The organism is Streptomyces sp. NPDC051020 (assembly GCF_040683105.1).
GTDB lineage: Bacteria > Actinomycetota > Actinomycetes > Streptomycetales > Streptomycetaceae > Streptomyces.
The window spans coordinates 34683-59474 of sequence record NZ_JBFBCG010000011.1 but is presented as its reverse complement, the minus strand read 5'-3'; the positions used below and the strand labels follow the sequence as shown (position 1 = coordinate 59474).

The following is a 24792-nucleotide window of genomic DNA, read 5'->3' as shown; positions in this document are numbered from 1 at the left end:
GAAGGGCCGGCGCGGACGGACCAGATCAGTATCTGCCGTCCGGTTGCGACCTGCCCGCTATGACGGCTGTGAACCGTCTGCCGGCGAGGCGGGAAGCAGGGAGCCGGGGCGCGGGGACGCGCCCCGCGCCCGGTCGGTCGTGGCGGTGTCCCGGCGGCGACCGGACGGAGCCGCGGCCGCACGGCGTGCGAGCCGGGTACGGCAGCGAACCGGCCGAGGCCCTGGGGCGGGGCGGCCCGACCGATCCGCTCATGGCGTCGGCCACTCCCCGGCTCGGCAGGACGCCGACGCCCGTCGCGTACAGCTCGCGGTCCCGCAACTTGGTCACCGTCCCCCGCGTGGGGCTCGTCAGTGGGTGAACCGCGGCAGCCACTTGGCCTGATAGTCGGGGTGGCCGGCATCCTCCGCCGCCATCTGCCGGACGACGAATCCGAGCCCGACCGCGCGGCCCGAGGGGAAGTCGTGGAGGGGGCGGTCGGCGTCCAGGGCGGCGACCTCCTCGTACTCGTCCAGGAGCACCCTGCTCGTCTCGATGCGGCGGAGCGTGCGCGCGGGATCCTGCAGGGCGATGTGGTCGTCGTAGCCATGCGTCCGCAGGCTGAACGCGATGGCGCCGGTCCGGTCGTGGACCTCGCCCGGCGCCTCGGCAGGGCACCGCCAACGCTCGCCGCCGGCCTCTCGCGCGACTTGTTCCTCCTCGGCCAGGCGGGCCCGGACAAAGGCCACCATGTCGGAGTTGTCAGTCATCGGGTTCCGCATCCTCCACCGTCGGGTACTGCCTGACCCGAACCGGCAAGATCACTCGCCGTTCCGGGGCCGGGCTGCTCGTTCAGCACGAGGATGCCGTATGGCGGAAGACGAGGGCACATCGCGCCCGCGCGTGTTCCGCCGTACGGACACGCTCCCCGCCGAATTACCGCGCCCGCACGGTGGCCAGCACGTCCCGGTCGGGCTGCAGGGTCAGTGTCGGTACGGGGTTGACGTCACCCGGGTCCACGTCCAGCTCGAACCGGCGCGCGAGTACCGCCAGGATCAGCACCGCCTCGACCATCGCGAACCGCGTACCGAGGCAGACCCGGGGTCCGCCACCGAACGGGAACCAGGCGTATTCCGCGATGTCGTCGCCGTGGTCGGCGTCCCAGCGCTCCGGGCGGAACGCATCGGGCTCCGGGAACCACCGCTCGTCGCGGTGCGTCGCCCACTGGCTGGTCCAGACCCTCGTCCCCTTCGGCATGTCCACGCCGCCGATCCGCGCCCCGTCCTTGGCGACTCCGGTCACCAGCCAGATCGTCGGGTACAGCCGCAGCGTCTCCTTCACCACCGCCTGGGTGTATGTCAGCCGCGCGTAGTCGTCGAACTCCGGTTCCCGGTCGCCGAGGACACGGTCCAGTTCCTCGGTGAGCGCCGCGCGCGTCTGCGGATCGCGCGACAGCAGGTACCACGCCCACACCAGCGTGGAACTGGTCGTCTCGTGCCCGCCGATGTACAGGGTGACGGTCTCGTCGCGGATCTCCTTGTCCGTGAGCTGTGCGCCGGTCTCGTCCACCGCGGTCAGCAGCCGGCTCAGCAGGTCGGGACGCTCGCCGTCGCCGTCCCGGTGCCGGGCCACGACCCGGCCCACCTCGGCGTCGATGACCGCGGCGGCCTTCTTGATCCGGGCCCGGCCGGGCGTCGGCACCCAGTCGGGGAGCAAGGCGCCGATGCCGCTGAACTCCTTGCCGATCTCCTGCTGGGCGACATCCATCGCCCGACCCATCGCCTCGGCGTCCGCCGGAGTGTCCACCCCGAAGATGGTGCGGACCGCGATCTTCTGCGTGAGTGCGGCCATCTCCCGTTTGATGTCGATGCGTTCACCGCCGGACCAGGTGTCCGCGAGCTCCACCGTGCTGCCCGCCATCGTCGCCGCGTACGACCGCACCTGCTTGGGCCGTACCGAGGGCTGCACCAGCGATCTCTTCCGCCGCCAGTCCGGACCACGCGCGACCACCACGCCGTTGCCCATCACGGTACGGAATGCGATGCCCAGTGTCGGCTGGTCGAAGGTGCGTTCCGTCTCGGTGAGCAGCTCGCCTATGCACTCCGGATCGGCGATGAACACACAGGGGTGGGGGCCGAAGCGCCATCGCACCATGTCCCCGTATCCGCACAGCCGCTCGAAGAACTTCAGCGGGTCCTTCCCGAACTGCGGCAGATTCCCGAGGAAAGGCAGCCCCTTCGGGCCCGGTACGGGCACGTGGCCGCGCGGCTCGGCATCGGCGGCCGGGCCGGTCTCCGTGGACATGAATGGTCTCCGCTCCCTGGTGGCGCACCGGTATCCGGTACGCGGCGACGTGGCTGGACTCCGGGGTGCCGCAGGGTCGATGACTCCATCGGCCTTGTGGAGTACGTGAGTTGTCGAGGGTATCCGGGTCTCGTTGCGGATGTGCGATCGGAACGGCGGTGACGCGTACCGGGATCCCGCGCGCTGTTCCGTCCCCCACGTGACGGAGACGATGGGCGACCGTCCGGACATCGGCATGCACCGGACGGCTCGGCCGGGGGACACGCCGCGGCGCCCCCGCCCCACCGGTGTGGGGCGAAGGCGCCGTGCATGAGGGCCGATTCGCGGCCGGGCGGGTCAGGCGCCCGGCGGGACCCGGGACGGGCGGCCGTTGCCGCGGGTGAGGGAGTAGCCGAACATGGCTGCGAGTGCGCCGAGTACGCCGCCGCCCACGGTCCAGATCCAGCGGTCCGTCCACCAGCCGGAGGCCCAGCCGTCGTTCGGCTCGCTGCTGAGCGAGACCCGGGTCGTGGATTCGCCGTCGGATGAGGTGCCGTCCGCCGTCTGCTGTGCCGAGGACGCGCCGGGCACCAGGGGCTCGCTCAGCTTGCCGTCGACGTCATGGGCGCCGCCCCGGTCGGCCGCCGTCACCTCGACGGCGGTCTGCACCGGCTGCCCGAGGTCGGCCGACGGCAGGTCGACGACCGTCAGGCGCACGTAATAGTTGCCCGGCAGCGGGTCGTTCGCCCACGGCTCGGACCAGGCGTGAACGGTCCGCAGGACGCAGGAGAGTTCGACGGTCGACGCGTCGGCGGCCGCCTTCCTGGTCTGGTGTCCGTACATGCAGGCCTGCCGGCGCCGCAGCCCGTCGTACACATCGACCTGCCAGGTCGAGGCGCCGTGCCGGGTGGCGGACCCGGGCAGGGTGACCGTCGCCTTGACGGTCGCGCGCTCTCCCGCGTCGGCCGGGAACACCCAGTACAGGTAGTCACCCGTGGACGCCCCGGCGGTGGCGCGCTGGCCGGGCTGGATCACCGTCGCGGTACGAAAGGTGGTGCCGGCCTCGGTGGGTCCCGTACCGCCGTCGGAGGCGCTCGGGCTGGGGCTCGCCGACGGGTCGTCGGCCGCGGCCGACCCCGCCGACGTCAACAGGGCCGTCCCGGCCAGCAGGGCACCCGCGAGTACCCGTCGTGTACGCACCATCAGGTGGTCCTCCATACGGCGATGCGCCAGCGCGAGATCCAGCCGAAGAGCAGACCCGCGATCAGTCCGGTCAGGACGAGTACGCCCAGGAGCCACCAGCCGCGGCCGAGACCGAACGCGGCGGCATCGGCCGCGTCGTCCGGCGCGTCCACGACGTCGACGGTCAGCTCGACCGGCATGCCCGGTGAGGTCTTCACCGAGGCGGGGGCCGAGAAGGAGTTGCTGAGCTGCAGACAGACGGTCTCCGCGGCCGGCGCGTCCTCGCTGTCCGTGCCGTCCTGCTCGGGCTTGGGGTAGCGCAGGCCGGCCGAGATCGCATCGGTGCGACCGGTGCCGGACTCCGAACCCCTGACGATCTCGCGGCCGTGGGCGGTCACCGCGCGCAGCAGCACGCCGTAGTCGTTGTTGACGGCGCGGTCCGCGGACACGCTCACCGAGGCGCGCAGCTCCTGGCCGGGCAGTACATCCACCCGGTACCAGCGGTGCTCGCCGAACTTCTCGCGGTCGGTGTAGAGACCCGGCTTGAGCTGAGGCGCGGCGGAGCAGCTGTCCGCGCCTTCGGTGGCCACGGGGGTGACGACGGGCTCGGCGGCCCGGTCCACCAGCTGCTTGACGCGGCCGGAGAGTTCATCGGTGTGCTGAACGGCGGTGTAGGTGCCGCCGGTCGCCTCGGCGATGCAGGTCAGCTGCTCGCGGATCTTGGTGTTCGGCACCAGGCCCAGCGTGTCGATGACGAGGTGGATGCCGCGGGCGGCGATGTCGCGCGCCACCTCGCACGGGTCGAGCGGGCCGCAGGTGTCCTCGCCGTCGCTGATCAGCACGATCCGGCGGGTGGAGTCGCCGCCTTCGAGATCGTCGGCGGCGCCCAGCAGGGCGGGCCCGATCGGGGTCCAGCCGGTGGGGGCCAGCGTCGCGACCGCGGTCTTCGCCTCCACCCGGTCGAGCGGGCCGACCGGGTAGAGCTGCTTGGTGTCCTTGCAGCCGACCTTCCGGTCGTCGCCCGGGTAGTCGGCCCCGAGGGTCCGGATGCCGAGCTGCACCTGCTCCGGCACCGCGTCCAGGACCTCGTTGAACGCCTGCTTCGCCGCGGCCATCCGGGACTTGCCGTCGATGTCACGGGTCCGCATGGAACCGCTGACGTCGAGCACCAGCTCGACCTTGGGGGAGGCTTTGGTGGGGGGTTCAGCGGCGGCGGCGGGGAGGGCCGTGCCGAGCCCGGCGGTCAGGGTGGCGAGCAGGATGCCCACTCCGACCGTCAGCCTTCTTCTTATGATCATCGCCGGATACTAGTGAAGATCACATGCCACCCCCAAACCGGTCCGGGGCTGCCGGGATGCTGTTGTCCCGGATCTACGGGGTCGAGTGACAGTCAGTCAGTGGTGGTTGCAGGATGTGGCGACGGGGCGGCTACCGCTCCCCGCCGAGCAGAGGCCCGGCGGCCCGCTCCAGCACCGAGTTGACCTGATTCCAGGTGTTCATGTCCCGTTCCATGGGCGGAAGTTCGGTGTCCGCCTCGGATTCTCCGGCGGCATGCCAGCCGGTGGCGATCGTGACGGGGTCCTCACCGCAGGCCGCCGCCGCGGCGAGCGCGGCCGCTCCCAGAGCCACCAGTTCGCCGCTGCCAGGCACGATCACGGGCCGCCCCGACAGCCGTCGTACCGTCTCCACCCAGGTGCGCCCCTGCGCGCCGCCGCCGATCAGGCGCAGCGGGCGGGCGGCGACCTCGCGGTCGGCCGGGTCGAGCCCGCAGGCCCGCAGGAGCTCGTCCAGGGCGCGCAGTACGGTGACGACCGCGCCTTCGTAGGCGGCGCCGAGCAGTTGCTGCGGGGCGGTGTCGTGCCGGAGTCCGGTGAGCAGGCCGGAGGCGGTGGGCAGATCGGGGGTCCGCTCGCCGTCGAGATAGGGGAGGAGTACCGCCTCGCCGCCGGGCGCCGCGTCGTCGCGGTCCAGACCGAGCAGGGCGGCGACCTTGTCCACGGCGAGGGTGCAGTTGAGCGTGCAGGCCAGCGGGAGGTACGTGCCGTCGGCCGCGGCGAAACCGGAGAGCGCGGCCGATGCGGGCCGGGTCCGGGAGGCGGCGAAGACCGTACCCGAGGTGCCGAGGCTGAGAACGGGATGGTCCAGCAGTCCGGCGTCGCCGAGACCGAGGCCGACGGCGGCGCTCATGTTGTCGCCCGTGCCCGCCGCCACGGCGATCCCGGCCGGCAGGCCGAGCGCCTGCGCCGCCTCGCCGGTCAGCGAACCGGCGCGGGACGCACCCGTCTTGGCCACCTCGGGCAGCAACGCGGCATTCAGGCCGAGCAGTTCGAGCAGCTCGGGGTCGTACGCGCCGGTGGCGGTGGAGTACCAGCAGGTGCCCGACGCGTCGCCGGGGTCGGTGACGGCCGAGCCCGTCAGCCGTTCGGTGAGGAAGTCGTGGGGGAGACGGATCGCGGCGGTCGCGGCGGCGGTCTCCGGCTCGTTCTCCCGCAGCCACTGCCACTTCGACGCGGTCATCGAAGCCACCGGAACCGATCCGGTGCGGGCCGTCCAGGCGTCCGCACCGCCCAGCGCGGCGGTGAGGGTGGCGGCCTGCGGGGCGGAGCGGGTGTCGTTCCACAGCAGGGCCGGGCGCAGCGGGCGGCCCGTACGGTCGAGGGCGACCAGGCCGTGCTGCTGACCGGCGACCGCGATGCCGGTGACGGTCGCGGCGGGCACGCCGGACTCCTTCAGGCCGGCGGCGACGGCGGTGCACAGCGCCTGCCACCACACCGCGGGGTCGGTCTCGCGGGCCCCCGCCTCGCCCGTGACGACATGCGGGGCGCGCCCGACGGCGAGCAGCCGGCCGGTTGAGGCGTCGACGAAGGCCGCCTTGGTGGACTGGGTGGAGCTGTCCACACCGATGACGACGGTACGCGGCGGCATGGGGATACCTCATTCTCGCGGTGTGGGGGCCACGGTGGGCGGGAGGGCCGGCACGATCCATTTGATCGTACGGAAAACAAATTACGCGATCGAGCCGGCTCGGAACAGGGGTCGCCCTCGACACTCCGTGGTGGGGGGTTTACGTCTCCGTCCGGCGCCATGCATGATTAGTCATGGCACTGAACAAATAGGGATTCGGCGGCCTCCACCGGCCGTGGACCCGATGGCACCGAAGGTGGTCGGACCATGACGGAACGCTTCAAGCCCACTCCGGGGGACAAGTTCACCTTCGGCCTGTGGACCGTGGGCTGGCAGGGGCGCGACCCGTTCGGCGACGCGACCCGCGCGGCGATCGACCCCGTCGAGACCGTGCAGCGCCTCGCCGAGCTGGGTGCGTACGGGGTGACCTTCCACGACGACGACCTGATCCCGTTCGGCTCGTCGGACACCGAGCGCGAGAGCATCGTGAAGCGGTTCCGGCAGACGCTGGACGCGGCCGGGCTCGTGGTGCCGATGGCGACGACGAACCTCTTCACCCACCCCGTCTTCAAGGACGGCGGGTTCACCGCCAACGACCGGGACGTACGCCGGTACGCGCTGCGCAAGACCCTCCGCAACATCGACCTCGCCGTCGAGCTGGGCGCCACCACCTATGTGGCGTGGGGCGGCCGCGAAGGCGCCGAGTCGGGCGGGGCGAAGGACATCCGGGTCGCTCTCGACCGGATGAAGGAGGCCTTCGACCTGCTCGGTGACTACGTCGCCGAGCAGGGGTACGACCTGAAGTTCGCCATCGAGCCCAAGCCGAACGAGCCGCGCGGCGACATCCTGCTGCCGACCATCGGCCACGCCCTCGCCTTCATCGAGCGCCTGGAGCGCCCGGAACTCGTCGGCGTCAACCCGGAGACCGGCCACGAGCAGATGGCCGGGCTGAACTTCCCGCACGGCATCGCGCAGGCCATCTGGGCGGGCAAGCTCTTCCACATCGACCTCAACGGCCAGTCCGGCATCAAGTACGACCAGGACCTGCGCTTCGGCGCCGGTGACCTGCGCCAGGCGTTCTGGCTCGTCGACCTGCTGGAGACCGCCGGCTACCAGGGCCCGCGCCACTTCGACTTCAAGCCGCCGCGGACCGAGGACTACGACGGTGTCTGGGCGTCGGCCGCGGGCTGCATGCGCAACTACCTCATCCTCAAGGAGCGCGCTGCCGCCTTCCGTGCCGACCCGGCGGTCCAGGAGGCGCTCCGCGCGTCCCGGCTCGACGAGCTGGCCCGGCCGACGGCCGAGGACGGCGTGGCGGGGCTGTTGGCCGACCGCTCGGCGTTCGAGGACTTCGACGTGAACGCGGCGGCCGCGCGCGGCATGGCGTTCGAGGTGCTGGACCAGCTGGCGATGGACCACCTTCTCGGGGTCCGCTGACAGCACGGGCGGATGCTGCGGGGCCGTGCCTGTGTCAGGCAGGTCCGCCCCCGCGTGGGAGTCCGGGTCGTACCTGTGTCAGGCGGGCGCGGCCCGGCTCCGGTCTTAGCCCGCCACCCGCGCCGCGTACGCCACCGGGTCGGTCAGTACGTCCTGCATCACCAGCGCCGCCGCACCCCGTGCCGCGTCGCCCGCGACCGACGAGGCGCGCAGCCGGCCGCCGCGCGGGGACCACAGCCCGGACACCACCCGGTCCGTCAGCTCCTCGTCGACGGACGGCGACAGCCACGGCATCAGGCCCCGGTATATCCCGCCGAGCACCACCGCGTCCGGGTCGAGCAGATTCACCGCCCCGGACAGCACCCGCCCCAGCATCCGGCCCGCCTCCGCCACGGCGGCCATGGCCTGTCCGTCCCCGCCCCGGGCGCGCCGCTCCAGCTCGGCCACCCCGATGCCGCTGCCGGTCTCCTCGATCCCGGCCGCCCGCAGCAGCGCCGCCTGTCCCGCGTACTGCTCCAGACAGCCGCGCGAACCGCACCGGCACTCCGGCCCCTGCGCGTCCACCACCACATGCCCGATCTCACCGGCGAACCCGTGCGCACCGCGCAGCAGTTCACCGTCGATGACCAGGGCGCCACCGACGCCGATCTCGCCTGTCAGATACAGAAAGCTGCGGATCTCGTCGAGCCCGCCGAACCAGAGCTCGGCCAGCGCCGCCAGATTGGCCTCGTTCTCCGAACTCACCGGCAGTTCCGGTTGGTCGGGGCGCAGCGCGGCGAGTGACGCGGCGAAGAGTTCCTCCGCCGAAACCTGATTCCAGCCCAGGTTGGGCGCCTGGCGCACCGTGCCGCCGGACACCAGTCCGGGCAGCGCCAGGGCCACCCCGACCGGGAACAGCTCCTGTTCGGCCGCCGAATCCAGGGTGCGGGCCGCGATCCGGGCCGCTCGTGCCAGCACCTCGGCGGGCGGAGCGCCCCGGTTGTCGAGGTGTTCCGTCAGCCGGACCCGGCCGGTGCCCGCCAGGTCCACGACACAGACCGACACGTAGTCGATGTTGACCTCGACGCCGAGCCCGGCGGGGCCGGTGCGCGCCACCTTGAGTGCGGTGCCGGGGCGCCCGGCCTGCCCGCTGAACGTCTTGCCGGACTCGGTGAGGAACCCGCTGTCGAGCAGTTGCTCGACCAGCGAGGACACGGCGGCACGGGTCAGCCCCACGCGTGCGGCCACCCCGGCCCTGGTCGCCTCGCGCTCGCCCTCGTCACGGACGGCCCGCAGCACCAGGCTGAGGTTGCTCCGTCGCACGGTGTCCTTGTCGGCCTTGGGCCCCAGCGTCGTGAGGTTGCTCTTCATGTCGCTGCTGAGCCTATGCGATTGCGCACGTCAGTACGGTCCGGAGCGGGCACCGGCTCACCTCGCAGTAACGACCTCGCCCACGATTGTCAGCAGCGTCGCGGTGTCCGGGACCTCCGTCTCCGGCGTTGTCGTCAATTGTCGACGCTCCTTCCCCAAGCTCTCAGCTGCGTTCGAGCAGGGGAGACCCCATCCGACTCCCTCCTCCGCCTTGGATTCGAAGGTCCCAGACACCGCTCCTTCTCCCACTGCCGCTCGTGGGCGAGGTCGTAAGCGGCGGAACCCGCCGTGTTCGAGGTGCGGACCGCGACCCCGGGGTGACCGGGTGTGGTCGCCGACGTGCCGTTCGCCGCAGCGACACATGCACACTCGAGGTCGGCCCGCAGACGGAACGCAGCCCCGGCGCGTCCACAGCCGGTCGTCGTCCCCCGGACCGCGTCAACCGGGGCGTGGTGGCCGCGTACACATGTACACGGGACCACCACGCCCCGGCCGACGGGCTCATGCCGTGGCGCCGCGCTCCTTCAGCATGTCGGCCATCAGCCTGATCTCCGACTGCTGGCCCAGGACCATGCCCGCCGCCAGACTCCTGATCTCGTCCGTGCCCGCCGCGTCGGCCGCCGCCTGAGCCATCTCCGCACCGGCCCGGTGGTGCACGGTCATCAGGCGGAGGAACCGCACCTCGGCGTCCTTGCCCTTCGCCGTCCGCAGCGCGTCCAGCTCGGTGTCGGTCGCCATGCCCGGCATCAGCGAACCGTCGCCCCGCGGGGCGACGGTGTGACCCATCCACTCCATCGGCGGTCGACCGGAGCTCTTGGCGCGGCCCCACATCTCCAGCCAGCCGAGCATCATGCCGCGCTGATTGGCCTGCGTGTTGATGATGTCGTACGCGAGCCGCCGCACGTCCTCGTCGGACGTCCGGTCCCGGACGATGAACGACATCTCGACCGCCTGCTGATGGTGGATCGACATGTCACGTGCGAACCCCACATCGACCGATGTCTCCGCGGGCGGGGCCGACCGGGCCGCTCCTTGCGCGAGGGGCGACGAGGACGGCCGTACGAGCATGAGTGCCACCAGCCCCAGGGCCAGCAGCAGCACCGCAGCACCCGCCAGCACCATCGGCCGCGGCGCGCGGACCGAGGACGTCACTTGGCGATCCCGCCGGTGCAGGCGGCGCCCGGCTCCGGTGTCTGCGGACCCTGGACGTACTTGGTGAAGAACTGCGTCACGCGTGCGTCGGTCGCGCCCTTCACCCTGACTTGCTTGCCCCAGGCGCTGAGGATCAGCGGGGCGTCCTGGTCCTTCACAGGGCTCATGAGCGAGTACGGGGTCTTGGCGACGCGGTCCGCGAGCTTCTTGATGTCGGCAGGCTGCGCCTTGTCGTTGTACGTGACCCAGACCGCGCCGTGCTCCAGTGAGTGGACGGCGTTCTCGTTCGGGATCGCTTCGGTGTAGACGTCGGCGTCGCAGTTCATCCAGACGGGGTTGTGGTCGCCGCCGACCGGCGGGTTCATCGGGTAGTCGACCGGCTTCTCGACATGGTCCCGGGCGAGCTTGTCCCAGCTCCGCTCGCCCTGGACGGGCGAGGACTTGGCCTTCTCCTCGGCCCGGTCCTGCTTGTCGGTTGCGGACATCAGATAGCCGCCGCCCGCGACGAGTGCGGCGACGACGGCGATGGAGGCGGACATGGTGATGATGCGGTTCCTGCGCTCGCGGGCCCGCTCCTTGCGGCGGGCCTCCTCGAGCTTGGCGCGGCGCGCGGCGGCAGGTGTGTTCTGCTTCTTGGCGGAAGCCATGGAGAGTCCTCGGGTTCAACACGATGTACGGAAAGAGGGCAGGGCGGGAGAACGGGCCCTGCTTCTAAATGCGTTGAACCTGAAGGCGGAGATGGTCGACGGTGCCCACGGCGTCGTTGGAGGGGCCGCGGATGCCGGCGGCGCCGACGAGGGGGCCGACCGGAGCGGTGACCGCCGAGCCGGGGAGCGCGACAGGTGCGGCCTGGGCGGGCATCACGACGGGCGTCGCGTGCTCCGAGACGCCATGGCAGGAACTGCTGACGCCCCGGTCCTCCGAAGCGACGGCCACGACGATCCGCGCAGCAGAGGCCGGGACCGGAGTCAGGGCCGGCGCCGCGGTCGCGGTTCGGGCCGTGGCGTGGTGTGCGGTCGTGCCCATCTTGGCGAGCGAACAGCACGAGACCATGGTCACCACGATGAGCAGCCAGCCGAGAACGGCCGACGCGCGGGCGCCGTCCCGTCGTCGGCCGGTCCGTTCACTGAGTCTGGTCATCCCCGGCATCTTACTCAGTGCGTGAAGTTTCAATGAGTGCGGGATGTTATTGAAACCGACCGGCACATGGGGGGTGGGAGAAGGAGCGGGGCGCGCTCTGCCGGATCGGCGGGATAGTGTGCCCCGGTGACAACGCATTCGAACGTATCTGCGGGCTGGTATCCGGATCCGCACGGCGCGCCCCAATTGCTGCGCTACTGGGACGGTTCCCAGTGGACCGAGCACACGAACCCGGCCAGCGGGCAGCAGCCCCAGGCTCCGGCTCAGCCCCAGGCGCCCGCGCAGGCTCCCGCTCAGGTCCAGGTGCCCCACCAGCAGGCGGCCACCCAGCATCAGCAGGGTGCGGCTCCCGGCGGTGCCACGCTCTTCAATCAGCAGGTCCTGGTCGTGAACCAGAAGGCCAAGCTGATCGAGCTGACGAACGAGTACCGCGTCTTCGATCAGCAGGGCAACACGATCGGCTCGGTCATCGAGGTCGGCCAGAGCGCGCTGCGCAAGGTGCTGCGGTTCGCCTCCAGCGTCGATCAGTTTCTGACCCACAAGCTGGAGATCCGTGACGCGTACGGGCAGCCGCAGCTGCTGCTGACCCGGCCGGCGAAGCTCATCAAGTCCCGGGTCGTCGTGCAGCGCCCGGACGGGCAGCCGGTCGGCGAGATCGTGCAGCAGAACTTCATGGGCAAGATCAACTTCGCCATCATGGTGGACGGCCGGCAGGTCGGTGCCATCAGGGCGGAGAACTGGCGCGCCTGGAACTTCGCGATCGTCGACCACAACGACGCCGAGATCGCCCGGATCACCAAGACCTGGGAAGGCCTCGCGAAGACGATGTTCACGACGGCGGACAACTACGTGCTGCAGATCCATTACCAGCTGCCCGAACCGCTGCTCAGCCTCGTCCTGGCGACGGCCCTGACCGTGGACACGGCCCTGAAGCAGGACGACCGCGGCCTCGGCTGACGGGGTCCTGCCGTACGTGGCAGCCTGCGCCCCCGTACGTTCACGTATGGGGGCGCAGGCGTGCACACATGTCGTCGGACGGTGCGGCCCCGCGTCGATGCCCCGGCGGGAGGGGGGCATAGGTGGACGCCCCCGAAGCCATCGCGAAGATCACCACGTGGACAGGACCTAGACGCGGAAGATGTGCACCACATGAGGGGTGTCCGCCAGGGTGTGCGGGGCCAGGGCGTGGTAGGCCCAGACGTGGACCCAGGCGTTGCCTGTGCGCAGGGTGAGCACCGCCTTCATCATGCCTGGGGCGAAATAGGTGAGAAGGAGGAAGGCCCCCGACAGCAGCGCGTCTTCGAGCGAGCCGAACCGCGTCCAGGCGTCCCACAGGTGGAGGGCGGCGTAGGCGAGGCCGCCCGCGACCACGGTGGCGGCGGTCGAGCCGGTGAGCTTGAGCACGCGGGGGAGCAGAATCGCGTAGATGAAGATCATGGCGGGGAGCACCGCGCCGGCGAGGTAGAGCGTGAAGGTGAGTGGCAGGCCCACGAGCAGCCGGCGGCCGCCCAGTTCGAGGGTCTCGGGTTCGAGTGCCAGGAACTGCACGACCGACTCGACGACCAGCACGACGGCGACCAGGACGGTGTCGGCCCTGCGGTCGGCTGAGCGCAGGCAGAGCTGTTCGGCGGTATAGCGACGGCGGAAGTACAGCAGAGGTACGAGGGCGTACACGATCACGTTGTAGAGCGCCCAGGTGACGGCCTCGGTCGGGGTGACGTGTTCGCGGGTGCCGTAGAGCGTGCCGGCGAGGTGAAGGCCGAAGGGGTGCCAGCCGAGAGAGCGGGCGAGGGCGTATCCGAAGGCGAGTCCGGCCGCTCCGTAGGCCAGCAGCAGGAGGGTCTCGCGCAGCGTCTGGGCGCGCTCGGGAGTTCGGGCGGCGAGGTCGGGCCGGGGCCGTCGGCGAGTGAGCAGACCGACGAGGGTGATCAGCAGCAGAACCTCGACGAGACCGACGTTGGCTTCCAGGAGGTGGTCAGCGGTCTTCTGCCCGGTGCTGGATGCCCAGGCAAAGGGCAATCGGTCCCCTGCGACGGCGACGACGAGCGCGTTCACGGCCAGCCAGCCGAGGGCGGCTGCCCATAGGGCCCGTGAGCGCAGCAAGGGCTTGCGGTGGGCCGAGTCGGATTCAGGGGCGGTGGTGGGGCGGGTGAGCTGCATGGGAGCCTCCGCGATTTATTTAGCACGACCGTGCCATGAAGCGTCTGGGCCGAATGTAGCACGACTGTGCTATAAAAGGTCCATGCCCAAGGTGGTCGATCCCCGGGTCCGTCGCAGAGAGCTGGCTGAAGCGGTATGGCGGGTGGTCCGGCGCGACGGACTGGAGCATGCCTCGGTCCGCAACGTGGCCCGGGAGGCAAGTCTCTCGATGGGTTCGCTGAGGCACTACTTCGCGAGCCAGTCCGAGCTGATGACCTTCGCGCTGCGGATGGTCATCGACGGGATCGAGCAGCGGGTCGCGGCACTGCCCTCGGGTGGCGACCCGCGGCAGCATGCCGCGCGTGTACTCGCGGAGTTGCTGCCGCTGGACGACCAGCGGCGAGCGGAGAACGAGGTGTGGCTGGCCTTCACCGCCCGCGCCATGACGGACCCCGAGCTGCGGGCCCTGCGCGACGAGGGGTACGACATGCTCCGCGCGGGCTGCCGCGGTCTGGTGGCCGGCCTCATCGGTCCCGGCCGCGACCCGGAGCGGGAGGCCGCCCGGCTCCATGCCCTGCTGGACGGGCTCGCCGTGCACGCCGCCATGCGCCCGGACGTCGACACCCCCGACGTGCTGCGCGCCGTCATCGCCGATCACCTGGCCGAGCTGCGAGCTCCACGGACCACTGACGCGCCGACGCGATCCTAGGGCGTGCTTCGAAAGTCCCGCCTGCCGGGCGGCGTCTGGCACGCACGCTAGGGCTGTCCCGTAATCCCTGGTGGGCGCACGCCGCGCGCACCCAGCCCCGCTCCTCCTCCCGCCCCCCATGTGCCGGTCGGTCTTCATCCCGGCAACCGTATCCGTTGTGAAACAAGTCACTCCCAACGAATATCGTCAGATCAGTGGCTTGAAATCGCCAACATCGATAGCGTCTGCCAGCATGACTGAGGAAACATCAGGTACCCTCCTGCCGGTCACGGAGCGCACCCGCCATCGACGCCTGCGGGAGCAGGGCAGCCGGAGCCGCGCAGATCTCGGCGCCATTCTGGACGCGGGGTTCCTGTGTCATCTCGGCGTGGTCGTCGACGGCGCCCCGATGGTGGTCCCGACCGTGTACGGAGCGGATGGGAGCACGGTCTATTTTCATGGCTCCGTGGCAAGCCGGAGCCTGCTCGCCGCGCCGAACGCGTCGGTGTGCCTGACCGTCACGCACGTCGACGGCCTCGTCCTGGCGCGCTCGGTGTTCGAGCACGGGGTCAACTACCGCAGCGCGATGATCTACGGCATACCGCGAGCCGTGACCGACCCAGAGGAGAAGCTCTACGGCTTGCGCTGCCTCACCGAGCACGTCGCCGCGGGCCAGTGGGGCTACGCACGCCTCCCCGACCGCAAGGAACTCGCGGCGACCGCACTGCTGGCGCTCCCTCTCGACGAGGCCTCCGTCAAAGTGCGCACCGGCCCGCCGGACGACGGCGACGGACCCGACGCCGAACTGGGCCTATGGGCGGGCGTTCTCCCCATGCGTACAGAATGGGGCGAACCGGAACCGGACCCCGCGCTCTCGGAGCACGTCCCCGTACCGCCCCACATCGTCCATCTGGCCACTCACGGGATGTCGCACAGCCGCGGGTGAGCAGCAGCGGTTCCACGGTGGTCAGGTCGGGGATGTCGGACGCCGCCGATGACGGCCCGTCAGGCGCGGTTCGGGCCTGATGCGCGACTTCCACCGCGCGCACCCCGAGATCGACCTCGACGTGGTGATGTTGTTCGACATCGAGACGGCCGTCGCCGCCATCCGGTCCGGTGCGATCGACGCCTCCTTCCGCGCCGTCGCCGCGCCCGGCCGGCCCCTTCCCACGGACATCGAGTCCGTCCGGGTCCTCGACGAGCCGCTCCAGCTCCTCACCGGCCCCGCCCACGCGCTGGCGGGCGCCCGGTCGGCGACCCTCGCCCAGCTCGCCGGACACCGGATCTGGATGCCCGGCATCGTCCCCGGTACCGAGTGGGGCGCCTACTACGACGACCTCGTCGCCGAGTTCGGCCTCACCATCGAAGCGACCGGCCCCAACTTCGGCTCCGACGCGCTCCTGGACACCATCGCCGACACCCCGGCCCTCGCCACCTTCATGGGCGAGCACACCCGCCTCATCTGGCCAGCCGGCCACGGCCTGCGCCGCATCCCGGTCACCGACCCGACACCCGTCTACCCGCACTCACTCCTCTGGCACCGCGACAACCCCCACCCGGCGCTGGCCACCCTCCGCGCCCACCTCGCCGCCACAGCGGCCGGCCACGACGCCGCAGGGACCTGGGCGCCGGGCTGGGTGACTCCGCGCTGAACTCCGCCGCGCCTGCGATCGTCGTGGCCGGATCGACGGAAGGTGGCGCAGAAGGCGGTCGGGCGGGAAAGTCAGCGGCGGTCCAGTGCGCGGTCGGTGAGGGGGCCCGCGGATCCGGTGTACCGGGCGGGGTCGGTCAGTTCGGCCAGATCGAGACCGGCGAGCTCCGGCTCCTCGTCCAGGACGTCGAAGAGCACATCGGACAGGTCGGTCGTCTCGGACCGGGCCCGGTCCGCCGCGCCCGCCAGGACGTCCTTGGCGCGGGCCCGGCCGATGCGTTCGGCGAAGGCGGCGGCCAGCCGCTCCGAGACGATCAGACCGTCGGTGAGGTGGAGGTTCTCCAGCATGGCGTACGGGACGATCCGCAGTCCCGCCGCGAGTTCGGCGCCGTCCCGCGCGGCGCCGCCGACGAGCCGCAGAAGATCGCGCAGCGGCTCCCACTCGGCGTGCCACGCCCCGGCGGGCCGCTCGTCCTCGGCGGCCAGCGAGCCGTACAGCGTGGCCGCCAGGCCGGGCGCCCGGCGGGCGGCGGCCGCGATCAGTGTGGCGCGCACGGGATTTGCCTTGTGCGGCATGGCGGACGAACCGCCGACCTGGCCCTCCTTGACCTCGCCGATCTCGGTACGGGACAGCGTGAGCACATCGGCCGCTGTCTTGCCGAGCGCGCCCGCAGTGAAGGCGAGCGCCCCGGCGAGATCGGCGACCGGGGTGCGCAGGGTGTGCCAGGGCAATACCGGTTCCACCAGGCCGAGTTCGCGTGCGTACGCGGCGACGAGGGCGAGTCCGTCCGCGCTCTTCTCCTCGACGGAGAAGGCGGAGAAGGCGGAGAAGGCGGCCAGGGTTCCCGCCGCACCTCCGAGTTGGGCGGGGAGGGAATCCCGTACGGAAGCCAGCCGGTCCCGCGCGTCGAGGATCAGTGCACGCCACCCGGAGGCCTTGAGCCCGAATGTGGTCGGCACGGCGTGTTGCGTGAGCGTACGGCCCGCCATCGGTGTGTCGCGGTGCGCGGCGGCACGCCGCGCCAGCTCGTCCGCCGCCCGCACCAGATCGTCGAGCACCCCGGCCAGTGTGCGTGAGGCGACGAGCATCGCCGCAGTGTCCAGGATGTCCTGGCTGGTGGCACCCCGGTGCACATACGGCCGCACCTCCTCGGGTACCGCTGCCGTGAGGTCGGCGACCAGGGGGATGACCGGGTTGCCGCCGGAGCGTGCCCGGAGCGCCAGGTCCCGTACGTCGAAGCGGTCGGCGTCCGCCGCCTGCGTCACCGCCCGCCCGGCCTCCGCCGGGGCGAGACCGCATGCGGACTGGGCGCGGGTCAGTGCCGCCTCGGCGTCGAGCATCGCCTGCAGGACGGCGCGGTCGCCGGTGCTGGCCTCGGCGGGGGCGCCGGCCCGCCCGGGGGCGAGCAGGCCGGCATCGCTCTCGTACGTCACGTGAACTCCAGGAAGACCGTTTCGCCGGCGCCCTGCAGGCGGATGTCGAACCGGTTGGTGCGCCGGTCCGTGGGCGTCGCGATCAGTGTGGCCCGGCGTTCCGCATCCAGCGACTCCAGCAGTGGGTCAGCGGCGGGTACGGCGCTGTCGGCGGCCCGCAGGTAGATCCGGGTGTACAGGTGGTGGAGCAGCCCGCGGGCGAAGACGGCGACCGAGAGATACGGGACATCGCCCGGCGGCAGGGTCCGTACCGCCCACTGGCCGTCGGCGTCGGTCGGGACGCGGCCGAAGCCGGTGAATCCGACGCCGTCGCGGCCGGTGACCCGGCCGGTGACCGGGTCGTGCCGCAGCGAGCCGGGGCGGCCGGTGCGCGAGCCGTCGGGGGCGGGCACGCACATCTGCCGCGTTGTCGTCGATCACCATGGCTCCGCCATGGCTCGATCCTCCGCCGTGCAGCTGCACGCAGCCGGCCCCGCTCCTTCTCCCACCCCCATGTGCCGGTCGGTCTCAGCCCTCGTCGCCTGCCCGGTGGATCCCGAACACCGCGCCCTGCGGGTCACGTACCACCGCAATCCGCGGGCCGTCCGGGACGTCCGTCGGCGGCATCAGCAGCTCGCCACCTGCGCCCTGCGCGGTCGCCGCGGTTGCGTCGACGTCGGCCACGGCGAAGTAGGGGAGCCAGTTCGGCGGCGCCTCGGGAGGGAACCTGTCGTCCATCACCAGCAGACCGCCGAAGTCCGCGTTGTCCACGCCCCACTGCGGGTAGGTCTTCGACGCGGTGACCGTCCAGTCGAAGACCGCCGGGTAGAAGGAGAGTGCGGGATCGGCCTCCCGGGTGACGAGCTCGACCCAGCCGAGCGCCCCGGGTGCGTTCAGCAGTTCGGCGCCCGCGAAGGCCCTGCCCTGCCAGAGTGAGAACACCGCGCCGGACGGGTCAGCGGCGACCGCGAATCTCCCCTGGTCGAAGACGTCCATCGGGCCGACCAGCAGGGAGCCGCCCGCCGAAGTCACCTTCTCCACCGTGGCGTCCGTGTCCTCGGTGGCGAACGAAACCGTCCAGGCGGGCGGCTGTCCCGGCTGGTAGACCGGGCTGAGGGCGGCGACGCGCGCAGTTCCGAGGTGCGCCATCGTGTAGCCGCCGGCCTCCTCGCGCGGGTCGGTCTCGCAGCGCCAGCCGAAAAGCGCCGCGTAGAACGAGGTGGCCGCCGGGATGTCCGGGGTGCTCAGCTCGATCCAGCAGGGACCGCCGGGCACCGGTTCGGAGAGTTTCATTGCGTTCCCTCTGTTTCTCCATGGACGCGCGTGTGCGGGTCTCTCCGAAACCTACGACCGGCCGTGGAGCCGGGCCATCCGGGCGACGGGTCCGATGGGAAGTGTTTTACGGGTGTAATACCTGCTAATGTATTTGAGTGAGTGATACAACCATGCGAACCCGGCAGCCCTTCATCCGTAGACTTCCGCTGGCCCCCGCCCTGCGCCTGGCCCGCCCCTCGGACGTGTGGTTCAAGCCGGCGCTGAGTGTGGTGGTCGCCTCCGCCGTGCCGAACCTGGCGCTCTTCGCCTTCGACCGGCTCGACCTCGTCATGTACACGATGGCCGGTTCGCTCTGTGCGCTGTACGGCCACAACCTTCCGTACGCCCGCCGCGCCCGTATCGTCGCGGGAGTCGTCCTCGGCATGCTCGCCGGCCTTGCGATCTCCCTGGTCACGGCCTCGCTCACCGACTCGACGGCCGTACTGATCGCCGTCGGCGCACTCCTCGCAGCCGGGCAGAAGGCGCTCTGCGACGCCACCCGCATCGGGCCTCCCGGGCATGTGATCTTCACGTTCGTCGCCTCGGCCGCCCTCTTCACCCCGCAGCACCTCGGCCAGGTGCCCGGGCACCTCGCGCTCACCGTGGCGGCGGGCGCGGTCTCCTGGCTGGTCACCGTCAGTCCCGCCCTGATCCGCCGGGAGGGCCCGGAGCGCCGCGCCACGGCCCGCGCGCTGAACGCCGCCGCCGCGTACGCCACCGACCCGGGACACCGAACCCGGCACGCTGCGGCCGCCGCCGTGCACGCCGGCTGGCAGACGCTGCTCGCCGCCGGGCGCCCCACCCCCGTACGCCGGGCGCTGGAACGGCTCCTCGTGCACGCCGAAGCCGCCCTCGCCGAAGCTGCCCTGGGGTCCCGCACCGCCGACCCCGACCGACTGCGTGCCTGGGCGGATCAGACCCGGGCCCGTGGACCCGTCCCGACCCCGCCGCCCGCACCCGGCACCGCCGAGGAGCTCTTCGGGATCGACGCCGAACGCGCCGCCCAGGGGACCGGCAGCCGCCGCGACGCCCGCCGGGCACTGCTGCGCGCGCTCGCCCCCGGCTCCCCGCTGCTGCCCATCGCCGCCCGTACCCTCATCGGCTGCGCCCTTGCCGGATACGTCTCCATGGCTCTCGGAGTCGGCCGCCCCTACTGGGCGATCGTCACCGCGGCCTCCCTCTACCAGGCCAACGTCACGCTCTCCTGGAACCGAGCCCTGCAGCGCACCCTCGGCAACCTCATCGGCGTGCTCGTCTTCGCCGCCGTCCTTCCCCTCACCCGGACGGGGCCGCTGGCGCTCATCGGCTGCTGCCTCTTCTTCAACTTCGCCGCCGAGGCGCTGATCACCCGCAACTACTGGCTCGGCTCCATCGCCGTGACGCCGCTGGCCCTCCTCGTCGTCGAGTTCGGCGGCACCCATCCGGCCGGTGAACTCATTGGCGACCGGGTCCTGGACACCGTCATCGGCGCCGCTGTCGGACTGCTTGCCGCCATGGCCGTCACCAACCGCCGGGCCGCCGGGCGCCTGGAACAGGCTCTTGCCGCCACCGACCGGGCCCGCGCCCACGCCGCACGGACCCTGGCCGCCCCGGCACCCGCACCCGCCGCACTCGACGCCGCGCGTCGCGCCCTGACGGGATCGCTTGTCGAGCTGCGTGAGGCGGGCGACGCCGCGGCGGGCGAATGGTGGCAGCGCGCCCTGCCCGAGGAGCGGGTGCTCGCGGCGGAGCAGGCCGGACACCGTACGCTCGCGGCGACAGCAACACGGCAGGGGCTGATCGTCCCCGCCCAGGAGAACGGAGCGGTGTGACCGACGACATCGTCGCCTCGGTGGTACGGCAGTGGCAGGCCGTCAACCCGGAGCTGGACACCGGACCGATGGAACTCATCGGGCGTATCAACCGCTGCGCCGCCCTGCTCCAGCAGGCGGAGGACGCCCCGTTGCGCTCCGCCGGACTGAGCCGCGCCGAGTTCGACCTGCTCGGCGCGGTGCGCCGTACCAACCGTGAACTCACCCCCGGTGAACTGGCGAGGGAGACATTCTCCTCCGGCGCCGCCGTCACCAAACGCCTCCGGGGCCTCCAGGAGCGCGGCCTGGTCGACCGCCGCAGCGACGCCCGGGACCGCCGCGTCGCGCACGTCCGTCTCACCGACGAGGGGCGCGCCCTGGTCGACCAGTTGCTGCCCAGGCAACTGGCGTACGAACGCGCCGTGCTGTCCGGTCTCGACGAACGGGCCCGTGGCGACCTCAGCTCCCAGCTCAGTGAGTTGCTGGTCCAGTTGGAGGGGCGCCTCGGCGGGGCCCGGCGCTGAACCGCGCACCGGACCCCGCTCCGCGCAAGTGGACGACGGCCGTCAGACGGCCTGCTCGGGCCGTCGGCCCACCCGCGGGTGCACGTCCGGGAACAGCGCACACACTGCCGCTGCATCCGGCGTGAACTCGTTCACCGCCGGCGCCGTCAGAACGATCAGGACGTATCCGATCCCGTCGGTGTATCCCCACGACGGTCCCATGATGTGCCCGTAGTCACTCGATTGACGGCCTCGCCGGCGGTATGTCCCGTGGTGGGCGCCCGAAGACATGATCGGGGGGTGACGGCTCAGACCGCCGTACAGCCGTCCGTCCACGACGAGTTCGGTGCCGGTCACGGCGCTGGCGCGTGTTTCGAAAGCCCGTCCGCCAGGCGGCAACTGGCACGCATGCTGCGTTGTCGGGCTCGTCCTTGATACGCCCAGTACCGGGGCGACCCTCCGCCTTGCGATCGCACGCATCAGACGCCGCCCGGCCCGCCCTACGGGCGGACGACGCTCCTTTCGAAACACGCCCTGGAGCAGGCCGGACGCGATGTCCTGCGGGGAACCGCGGTGTCCCTTCGGCGTGGAGTCCAGCATCCGTCGGGCGCAGGCGGCGGCCTCCGGGACGGGGCGGCGGAGAGCGACCTGTTGAGCTCGGGTGATCGTCACTCTTTGCGCACGGCTGGAGGCGGTGCGTGCGAAAACTCGTGAGTGTATTACTGCGGGAACGCTCGCGCTGAGGGTTGGGTGAATGTGTCGAAGCGCTGTTTCGATCTGACTAAGCTCACGCGCAGTGAAGTCGAGTTGATATGAATTCGAGCGCTTGTTCCGTCGTGCCCTACATATGCGTATGCATCCCGAATCAACCGCCAGAGGTCTTAGATGGCTCGTGTTGAATCACTCCCGATCCACCGAGAAATCCCCCTTGCCCGAGCCGCGTTGCTCCCCCTGCTCCTGGCGGCCGGCGCGACCGCCGCAGCCGCGGCGCTGGTTTCCGGGGCCGCCCGGATGCCAGTCGTCTGGTGCGGTGCGGTCGCCACCGTCGTGATCGCCTCGCTCGCCGTCGCGCTGGCCCGTCGCGCCCGTGCGATGCGCAGGCAGCGCGCGGAGTACGAGCAGCGCCTCGCCGCCCTGGAGCGCCGCCTCGCCACCCATGACGAAGAGACCGTCCGGATCAGCAAGGAGCTCCTGCCGGCCGCGATCCACCGGCTCCGCGTGGGCAACTCGCCCGACGAGGTGCTGCGCGACATCATCGACGCGGATGAGGCCTACCGCGACCTTCCCGACGCCCAACGCGCCCTCGTCCGCACGGTGCTGAACATCATCGACAACGAAGAGGCGATGCGGGACTCCGCGCAGCGCGCCTTTGTCAACGTCGCCCGGCGCGTCCAGGCGATCGTCCACCGGCAGGCCAGCGAGCTGCGGGAGATGGAGGAGCACCACGGGCGCAACCCCGATGTCTTCGACGACCTGCTCCGCATCGACCACGGCACCGCGCTGATCGGCCGGCTCGCCGACTCCATCGCGGTACTCGGGGGCGCCCGCCCCAGCCGTCAATGGCCCAAGCCCGTACCGCTGTTCAGCGTATTGCGCGGTGCCATGTCCCGGATCCTCGAATACCCCCGCGTCGACCTGCACTCGATTGCCCAGGTCGCCATCGTCGGCACCGCCGTCGAGCCGCTCATCCACGCCTGCGCCGAGCTCCTGGACAACGCCACCCGCTACTCGCCGCCGCAGACCCGGGTGCACGTCACCGCGGTCGAGGTCCAGACCGGCATCGCCATCGAGATCGAGGACGGCGGCGTCAGCCTCAGCGAAGAGGCCCGTGCGCGGGCCGAGAACATGCTCGCCCGGGCTCAGGCCGGGTCCAACATGAACGACCTCGGCGAGTCCCCCCGGCTCGGCATGGCCGTCGTCGGCCGGCTCTCCCGGATGTACGACCTCCAGGTCTCGCTGCGACAGTCCGCGTACGGCGGCGTCCGCGCCGTACTCGTCGTGCCCCGTGCCATGATCACCACCGGTCCCGCCCCGGGTATCGCCCACGGCATCGGCGCCACGTCGAGGCCCACCAGCGACATCGACCTGGCGGGCATGAAGCACGTCGTCCCGCCGCGCAGCAAGCGCCGCAAGCCTCTCGCGGTGGAATCCCGCCCGGCCACCGGACCGGTCGCCTCCGACTCCCGGCCGGTAGCCGCGTCGTCGGCCATGGGTGACGACGCCCCCGTGGTGACGGAGTGGACCGCGGGCGGACTCCCGCAGCGCCGCAGCCGCGGCCGCGCGCCGCTGGGCTCGCACAATCTCCCCGTGCGGCCCGCCGCCCCGCCCTCGGGACAGCGCAACGGTCACGCCAACGGGAGCGACAGCGGCAAGGAGCAGCCCCCCGGGCTCTGGCTCGAGGCCTTCACCAACGCCGTCAACGGCGTGCCGCAGGAGCAGAAGACCGGCGAAGACACCGATGACGCGTGGGACAAGGGAGACCTGAAGTGATCCAGCAGCGGGGAAATATGGACTGGATGCTCAAGGAACTGGCCGACGACGTTCCGGACATCCATCAGATCGTGGTGCTCTCCGCGGACGGCCTGCGCATCGCCCAGCACGGTGGCGACCCCGATGTCGCCGACCGCCTGGCGGCCGCCTGCGCCGGACTGCAGAGTCTGGCAGCCGCCGTCGCCTCCGAAATCCCTTACAGCGACGGCCTGATGCGGCTCGTCGTCATTGAAGTCACCGGCGGATTCTTCTACTTGATGGCCGCGGGGGCCGGTGCGTATCTCGCTGTCCTCGCCGGAGAGACAGTGGACGCGGGACTCGTCGGAGCGCGGATGCGCGACATGGTCGCCCGGATCGGTGCCCATCTCACGAGCCCGCCGCGCCATGACGGGCAGGCCGGATGAGCTCTCTCCGACGAGAACGCCGGGAGACTGATCCGGTGCTGAGCGACCCGGAGCGGCTGTACGTCATCACCGGCGATCCCGGCGGCGGCGAGCGGGCGGCGCTCGACCTGGTCACCATGGTCGTTGCGAAGGAGCAGCCTACGCCGACTGTCCAGCCCGAGCAGGCCGTGATCCTGCGGCTCTGCCAGGCACCGTTATCCGTTGCCGAGATCTCGGCCTACCTCAGCCTGCCGTTCAGCGTGGTGACCTCGCTCCTCACCGAACTTCTCGCGAGCGAACTGATCGAATCGCGCGCGCCCATCGTCCGCGCCACTCTCCCGGACAGGTCCCTTCTCGAAGCGGTGATGCATGGACTTCAGAAACTCTGACACGATCACCGGCCCCAGGACCGAGGACATCCTCCCGACCACGGCCACGGCCGCCGTGAAGGTGGTCGTCGTCGGCGGGTTCGGGGTCGGCAAGACGACCATGGTCGGTTCCGTCAGCGAGATCCGGCCCCTCACCACCGAAGAGACCATGACCCAGGCCGGGGTCGGCGTGGACGACAACTTCGGAGTGGAGAGCAAGACCGCCACCACGGTCGCCATGGACTTCGGCCGGATCAGCATCAGCGAGGAACTGATTCTCTACCTCTTCGGCACCCCGGGCCAGGAGCGCTTCTGGTTTCTGTGGAACGGTCTCTTCGAGGGCGCCCTCGGCGCCGTCGTCCTCATCGACACCCGGCGTCTCGAGGTCAGCTTCGACGTGATCGGACGCCTGGAAGAACGCGGTGTGCCCTTCGTCGTCGCCATCAACACCTTCCCGGACGCCCCGAAGCACCCCGCCGAGGCGTTGCGCAGCGCACTGGACCTGCCGGACGAGGTTCCGATGATCGACTGCGACGCCAGACTGCGCGGCTCCAGCCGCGATGTGCTGATGACCCTGATGCGCTATCTGCACAGCCTGGCCGTCCCGCTTGCCTGACCACCCCCGCTC

Annotated in this window: 23 protein-coding genes and 2 pseudogenes; 11 read left to right on the top strand and 14 right to left on the bottom strand. The window is 71.2% G+C overall.

Annotation, left to right across the window (positions count from 1 at the left end):
- Positions 1–348 precede the first annotated feature (348 nt).
- The 5 genes from AB0N06_RS08785 to xylB all read right to left on the bottom strand — a co-directional run bounded on the left by AB0N06_RS08785 (position 349) and on the right by xylB (position 6367).
- Positions 349–747 carry a DUF6221 family protein gene (locus AB0N06_RS08785; RefSeq protein ID WP_366133976.1) on the bottom strand — a complete coding sequence of 133 codons (399 nt, stop codon included), beginning with the start codon at positions 745–747 and terminating at the stop codon, positions 349–351.
- 166 nt (positions 748–913) lie between these two features.
- The gene (locus tag AB0N06_RS08780; protein ID WP_366133975.1) at positions 914–2281 is read right to left on the bottom strand and encodes a cytochrome P450; all 1368 of its coding nucleotides are present in this window, start codon (positions 2279–2281) and stop codon (positions 914–916) included.
- A 336-nt stretch (positions 2282–2617) separates the two neighbouring features.
- Positions 2618–3463, bottom strand: a complete 846-nt coding sequence (locus tag AB0N06_RS08775; protein WP_366133974.1) for a hypothetical protein — start codon at positions 3461–3463, stop codon at positions 2618–2620.
- Complete coding sequence (locus AB0N06_RS08770) at positions 3463–4740, bottom strand: VWA domain-containing protein (protein ID WP_366133973.1); 1278 nt, start codon at positions 4738–4740, stop codon at positions 3463–3465. The genes AB0N06_RS08775 and AB0N06_RS08770 overlap by 1 nt, the downstream gene beginning before the upstream one ends.
- A 130-nt stretch (positions 4741–4870) precedes the next feature.
- Positions 4871–6367 (bottom strand): xylulokinase, encoded by a 1497-nt coding sequence (xylB, locus tag AB0N06_RS08765; protein WP_366133972.1) that lies wholly within the window; start codon positions 6365–6367, stop codon positions 4871–4873.
- Between the two features lie 246 nt (positions 6368–6613).
- Between xylB and xylA the strand changes: the two genes are divergently transcribed.
- Positions 6614–7783, top strand: coding sequence for a xylose isomerase (gene xylA, locus AB0N06_RS08760; protein ID WP_366133971.1), 1170 nt, complete (start codon positions 6614–6616; stop codon positions 7781–7783).
- A 105-nt stretch (positions 7784–7888) separates the two neighbouring features.
- On the opposite strand, the gene AB0N06_RS08755 is transcribed toward xylA, so the two are convergent.
- The 4 genes from AB0N06_RS08755 to AB0N06_RS08740 form a co-directional block, all read right to left on the bottom strand.
- A complete protein-coding gene (locus AB0N06_RS08755; protein ID WP_366133970.1) occupies positions 7889–9133 on the bottom strand; it encodes an ROK family protein in 1245 nt (414 codons plus the stop codon).
- 501 nt (positions 9134–9634) lie between these two features.
- Positions 9635–10285: a DUF305 domain-containing protein gene (locus AB0N06_RS08750; RefSeq protein ID WP_366133969.1), complete on the bottom strand. Its 651-nt coding sequence runs from the start codon at positions 10283–10285 to the stop codon at positions 9635–9637.
- Complete coding sequence (locus AB0N06_RS08745) at positions 10282–10932, bottom strand: DUF3105 domain-containing protein (RefSeq protein ID WP_366133968.1); 651 nt, start codon at positions 10930–10932, stop codon at positions 10282–10284. The genes AB0N06_RS08750 and AB0N06_RS08745 overlap by 4 nt, the downstream gene beginning before the upstream one ends.
- A 64-nt stretch (positions 10933–10996) precedes the next feature.
- On the bottom strand, positions 10997–11425 hold the full coding sequence (locus tag AB0N06_RS08740) for a hypothetical protein (RefSeq protein ID WP_366133967.1): 429 nt from the start codon (positions 11423–11425) through the stop codon (positions 10997–10999).
- 126 nt (positions 11426–11551) lie between these two features.
- Here AB0N06_RS08740 and AB0N06_RS08735 point away from each other — a divergent pair, with 126 nt between their 5' ends.
- Entirely contained in the window at positions 11552–12382 is an 831-nt protein-coding gene (locus AB0N06_RS08735) for a phospholipid scramblase-related protein (RefSeq protein WP_366133966.1), read from the top strand.
- 168 nt (positions 12383–12550) lie between these two features.
- Here the strand turns inward: AB0N06_RS08735 and AB0N06_RS08730 are convergent, their stop codons facing one another.
- A complete protein-coding gene (locus AB0N06_RS08730) occupies positions 12551–13585 on the bottom strand; it encodes a hypothetical protein (RefSeq protein ID WP_366133965.1) in 1035 nt (344 codons plus the stop codon).
- A gap of 82 nt (positions 13586–13667) precedes the next feature.
- Between AB0N06_RS08730 and AB0N06_RS08725 the strand changes: the two genes are divergently transcribed.
- From AB0N06_RS08725 to AB0N06_RS08715, 3 genes and pseudogenes are all read left to right on the top strand, one after another.
- Complete coding sequence (locus tag AB0N06_RS08725) at positions 13668–14273, top strand: TetR family transcriptional regulator C-terminal domain-containing protein (RefSeq protein WP_366133964.1); 606 nt, start codon at positions 13668–13670, stop codon at positions 14271–14273.
- Positions 14274–14505: 232 nt separating this feature from the next.
- Positions 14506–15198 carry a pyridoxamine 5'-phosphate oxidase family protein gene (locus AB0N06_RS08720; RefSeq protein WP_366133963.1) on the top strand — a complete coding sequence of 231 codons (693 nt, stop codon included), beginning with the start codon at positions 14506–14508 and terminating at the stop codon, positions 15196–15198.
- Between the two features lie 64 nt (positions 15199–15262).
- A pseudogene (locus AB0N06_RS08715) lies at positions 15263–15904 on the top strand (substrate-binding domain-containing protein); the annotation flags it as partial.
- Between the two features lie 71 nt (positions 15905–15975).
- Here AB0N06_RS08715 and pcaB read toward each other — a convergent pair.
- The 3 genes and pseudogenes from pcaB to AB0N06_RS08700 form a co-directional block, all read right to left on the bottom strand.
- Positions 15976–17337: a 3-carboxy-cis,cis-muconate cycloisomerase gene (pcaB, locus tag AB0N06_RS08710; RefSeq protein WP_366133962.1), complete on the bottom strand. Its 1362-nt coding sequence runs from the start codon at positions 17335–17337 to the stop codon at positions 15976–15978.
- Positions 17334–17723, bottom strand: a pseudogene (locus AB0N06_RS08705) (protocatechuate 3,4-dioxygenase subunit alpha); the annotation flags it as partial. The pseudogene AB0N06_RS08705 and the gene pcaB, both read right to left, overlap by 4 nt.
- A gap of 121 nt (positions 17724–17844) precedes the next feature.
- The gene (locus AB0N06_RS08700; RefSeq protein WP_366133961.1) at positions 17845–18609 is read right to left on the bottom strand and encodes a VOC family protein; all 765 of its coding nucleotides are present in this window, start codon (positions 18607–18609) and stop codon (positions 17845–17847) included.
- Positions 18610–18746: 137 nt separating this feature from the next.
- On the opposite strand from AB0N06_RS08700, the gene AB0N06_RS08695 reads away from it, so the two are divergent.
- Together AB0N06_RS08695 and AB0N06_RS08690 are read left to right on the top strand one after the other, a co-directional pair.
- Positions 18747–20441 carry an FUSC family protein gene (locus AB0N06_RS08695; protein WP_366133960.1) on the top strand — a complete coding sequence of 565 codons (1695 nt, stop codon included), beginning with the start codon at positions 18747–18749 and terminating at the stop codon, positions 20439–20441.
- Complete coding sequence (locus AB0N06_RS08690) at positions 20438–20944, top strand: MarR family transcriptional regulator (RefSeq protein ID WP_366133959.1); 507 nt, start codon at positions 20438–20440, stop codon at positions 20942–20944. The genes AB0N06_RS08695 and AB0N06_RS08690 overlap by 4 nt, the downstream gene beginning before the upstream one ends.
- Positions 20945–20986: 42 nt before the next feature.
- Here AB0N06_RS08690 and AB0N06_RS08685 read toward each other — a convergent pair whose 3' ends face one another.
- Entirely contained in the window at positions 20987–21280 is a 294-nt protein-coding gene (locus AB0N06_RS08685) for a hypothetical protein (RefSeq protein ID WP_366133958.1), read from the bottom strand.
- Positions 21281–21808: 528 nt separating this feature from the next.
- On the opposite strand from AB0N06_RS08685, the gene AB0N06_RS08680 reads away from it, so the two are divergent.
- The 4 genes from AB0N06_RS08680 to AB0N06_RS08665 are packed head-to-tail and all read left to right on the top strand — an operon-like array spanning position 21809 to position 24780.
- The gene (locus tag AB0N06_RS08680; protein ID WP_366133957.1) at positions 21809–23413 is read left to right on the top strand and encodes an ATP-binding protein; all 1605 of its coding nucleotides are present in this window, start codon (positions 21809–21811) and stop codon (positions 23411–23413) included.
- Positions 23410–23817 (top strand): roadblock/LC7 domain-containing protein, encoded by a 408-nt coding sequence (locus tag AB0N06_RS08675; protein ID WP_366133956.1) that lies wholly within the window; start codon positions 23410–23412, stop codon positions 23815–23817. Before AB0N06_RS08680 ends, AB0N06_RS08675 begins: the two co-directional genes overlap by 4 nt.
- Positions 23814–24185 carry a DUF742 domain-containing protein gene (locus AB0N06_RS08670; RefSeq protein WP_366133955.1) on the top strand — a complete coding sequence of 124 codons (372 nt, stop codon included), beginning with the start codon at positions 23814–23816 and terminating at the stop codon, positions 24183–24185. The genes AB0N06_RS08675 and AB0N06_RS08670 overlap by 4 nt, the downstream gene beginning before the upstream one ends.
- Positions 24166–24780, top strand: coding sequence for an ATP/GTP-binding protein (locus AB0N06_RS08665; RefSeq protein ID WP_366133954.1), 615 nt, complete (start codon positions 24166–24168; stop codon positions 24778–24780). The genes AB0N06_RS08670 and AB0N06_RS08665 overlap by 20 nt, the downstream gene beginning before the upstream one ends.
- The last annotated feature ends 12 nt before the right edge of the window (positions 24781–24792 follow it).

Excerpts from the sequence above, each read along its gene's own strand:
- AB0N06_RS08785 (WP_366133976.1), bottom strand. The coding sequence starts at position 747 with ATGACTGACAACTCCGACATGGTGGCCTTTGTCCGGGCCCGCCTGGCC.
- AB0N06_RS08780 (WP_366133975.1), bottom strand. The coding sequence starts at position 2,281 with ATGTCCACGGAGACCGGCCCGGCCGCCGATGCCGAGCCGCGCGGCCAC.
- AB0N06_RS08775 (WP_366133974.1), bottom strand. The coding sequence starts at position 3,463 with ATGGTGCGTACACGACGGGTACTCGCGGGTGCCCTGCTGGCCGGGACG.
- AB0N06_RS08770 (WP_366133973.1), bottom strand. The coding sequence starts at position 4,740 with ATGATCATAAGAAGAAGGCTGACGGTCGGAGTGGGCATCCTGCTCGCC.
- xylB (WP_366133972.1), bottom strand. The coding sequence starts at position 6,367 with ATGCCGCCGCGTACCGTCGTCATCGGTGTGGACAGCTCCACCCAGTCC.
- xylA (WP_366133971.1), top strand. The coding sequence starts at position 6,614 with ATGACGGAACGCTTCAAGCCCACTCCGGGGGACAAGTTCACCTTCGGC.
- AB0N06_RS08755 (WP_366133970.1), bottom strand. The coding sequence starts at position 9,133 with ATGAAGAGCAACCTCACGACGCTGGGGCCCAAGGCCGACAAGGACACC.
- AB0N06_RS08745 (WP_366133968.1), bottom strand. The coding sequence starts at position 10,932 with ATGGCTTCCGCCAAGAAGCAGAACACACCTGCCGCCGCGCGCCGCGCC.
- AB0N06_RS08740 (WP_366133967.1), bottom strand. The coding sequence starts at position 11,425 with ATGACCAGACTCAGTGAACGGACCGGCCGACGACGGGACGGCGCCCGC.
- AB0N06_RS08730 (WP_366133965.1), bottom strand. The coding sequence starts at position 13,585 with ATGCAGCTCACCCGCCCCACCACCGCCCCTGAATCCGACTCGGCCCAC.
- AB0N06_RS08725 (WP_366133964.1), top strand. The coding sequence starts at position 13,668 with ATGCCCAAGGTGGTCGATCCCCGGGTCCGTCGCAGAGAGCTGGCTGAA.
- AB0N06_RS08720 (WP_366133963.1), top strand. The coding sequence starts at position 14,506 with ATGACTGAGGAAACATCAGGTACCCTCCTGCCGGTCACGGAGCGCACC.
- AB0N06_RS08700 (WP_366133961.1), bottom strand. The coding sequence starts at position 18,609 with ATGAAACTCTCCGAACCGGTGCCCGGCGGTCCCTGCTGGATCGAGCTG.
- AB0N06_RS08680 (WP_366133957.1), top strand. The coding sequence starts at position 21,809 with ATGGCTCGTGTTGAATCACTCCCGATCCACCGAGAAATCCCCCTTGCC.
- AB0N06_RS08670 (WP_366133955.1), top strand. The coding sequence starts at position 23,814 with ATGAGCTCTCTCCGACGAGAACGCCGGGAGACTGATCCGGTGCTGAGC.
- AB0N06_RS08665 (WP_366133954.1), top strand. The coding sequence starts at position 24,166 with ATGGACTTCAGAAACTCTGACACGATCACCGGCCCCAGGACCGAGGAC.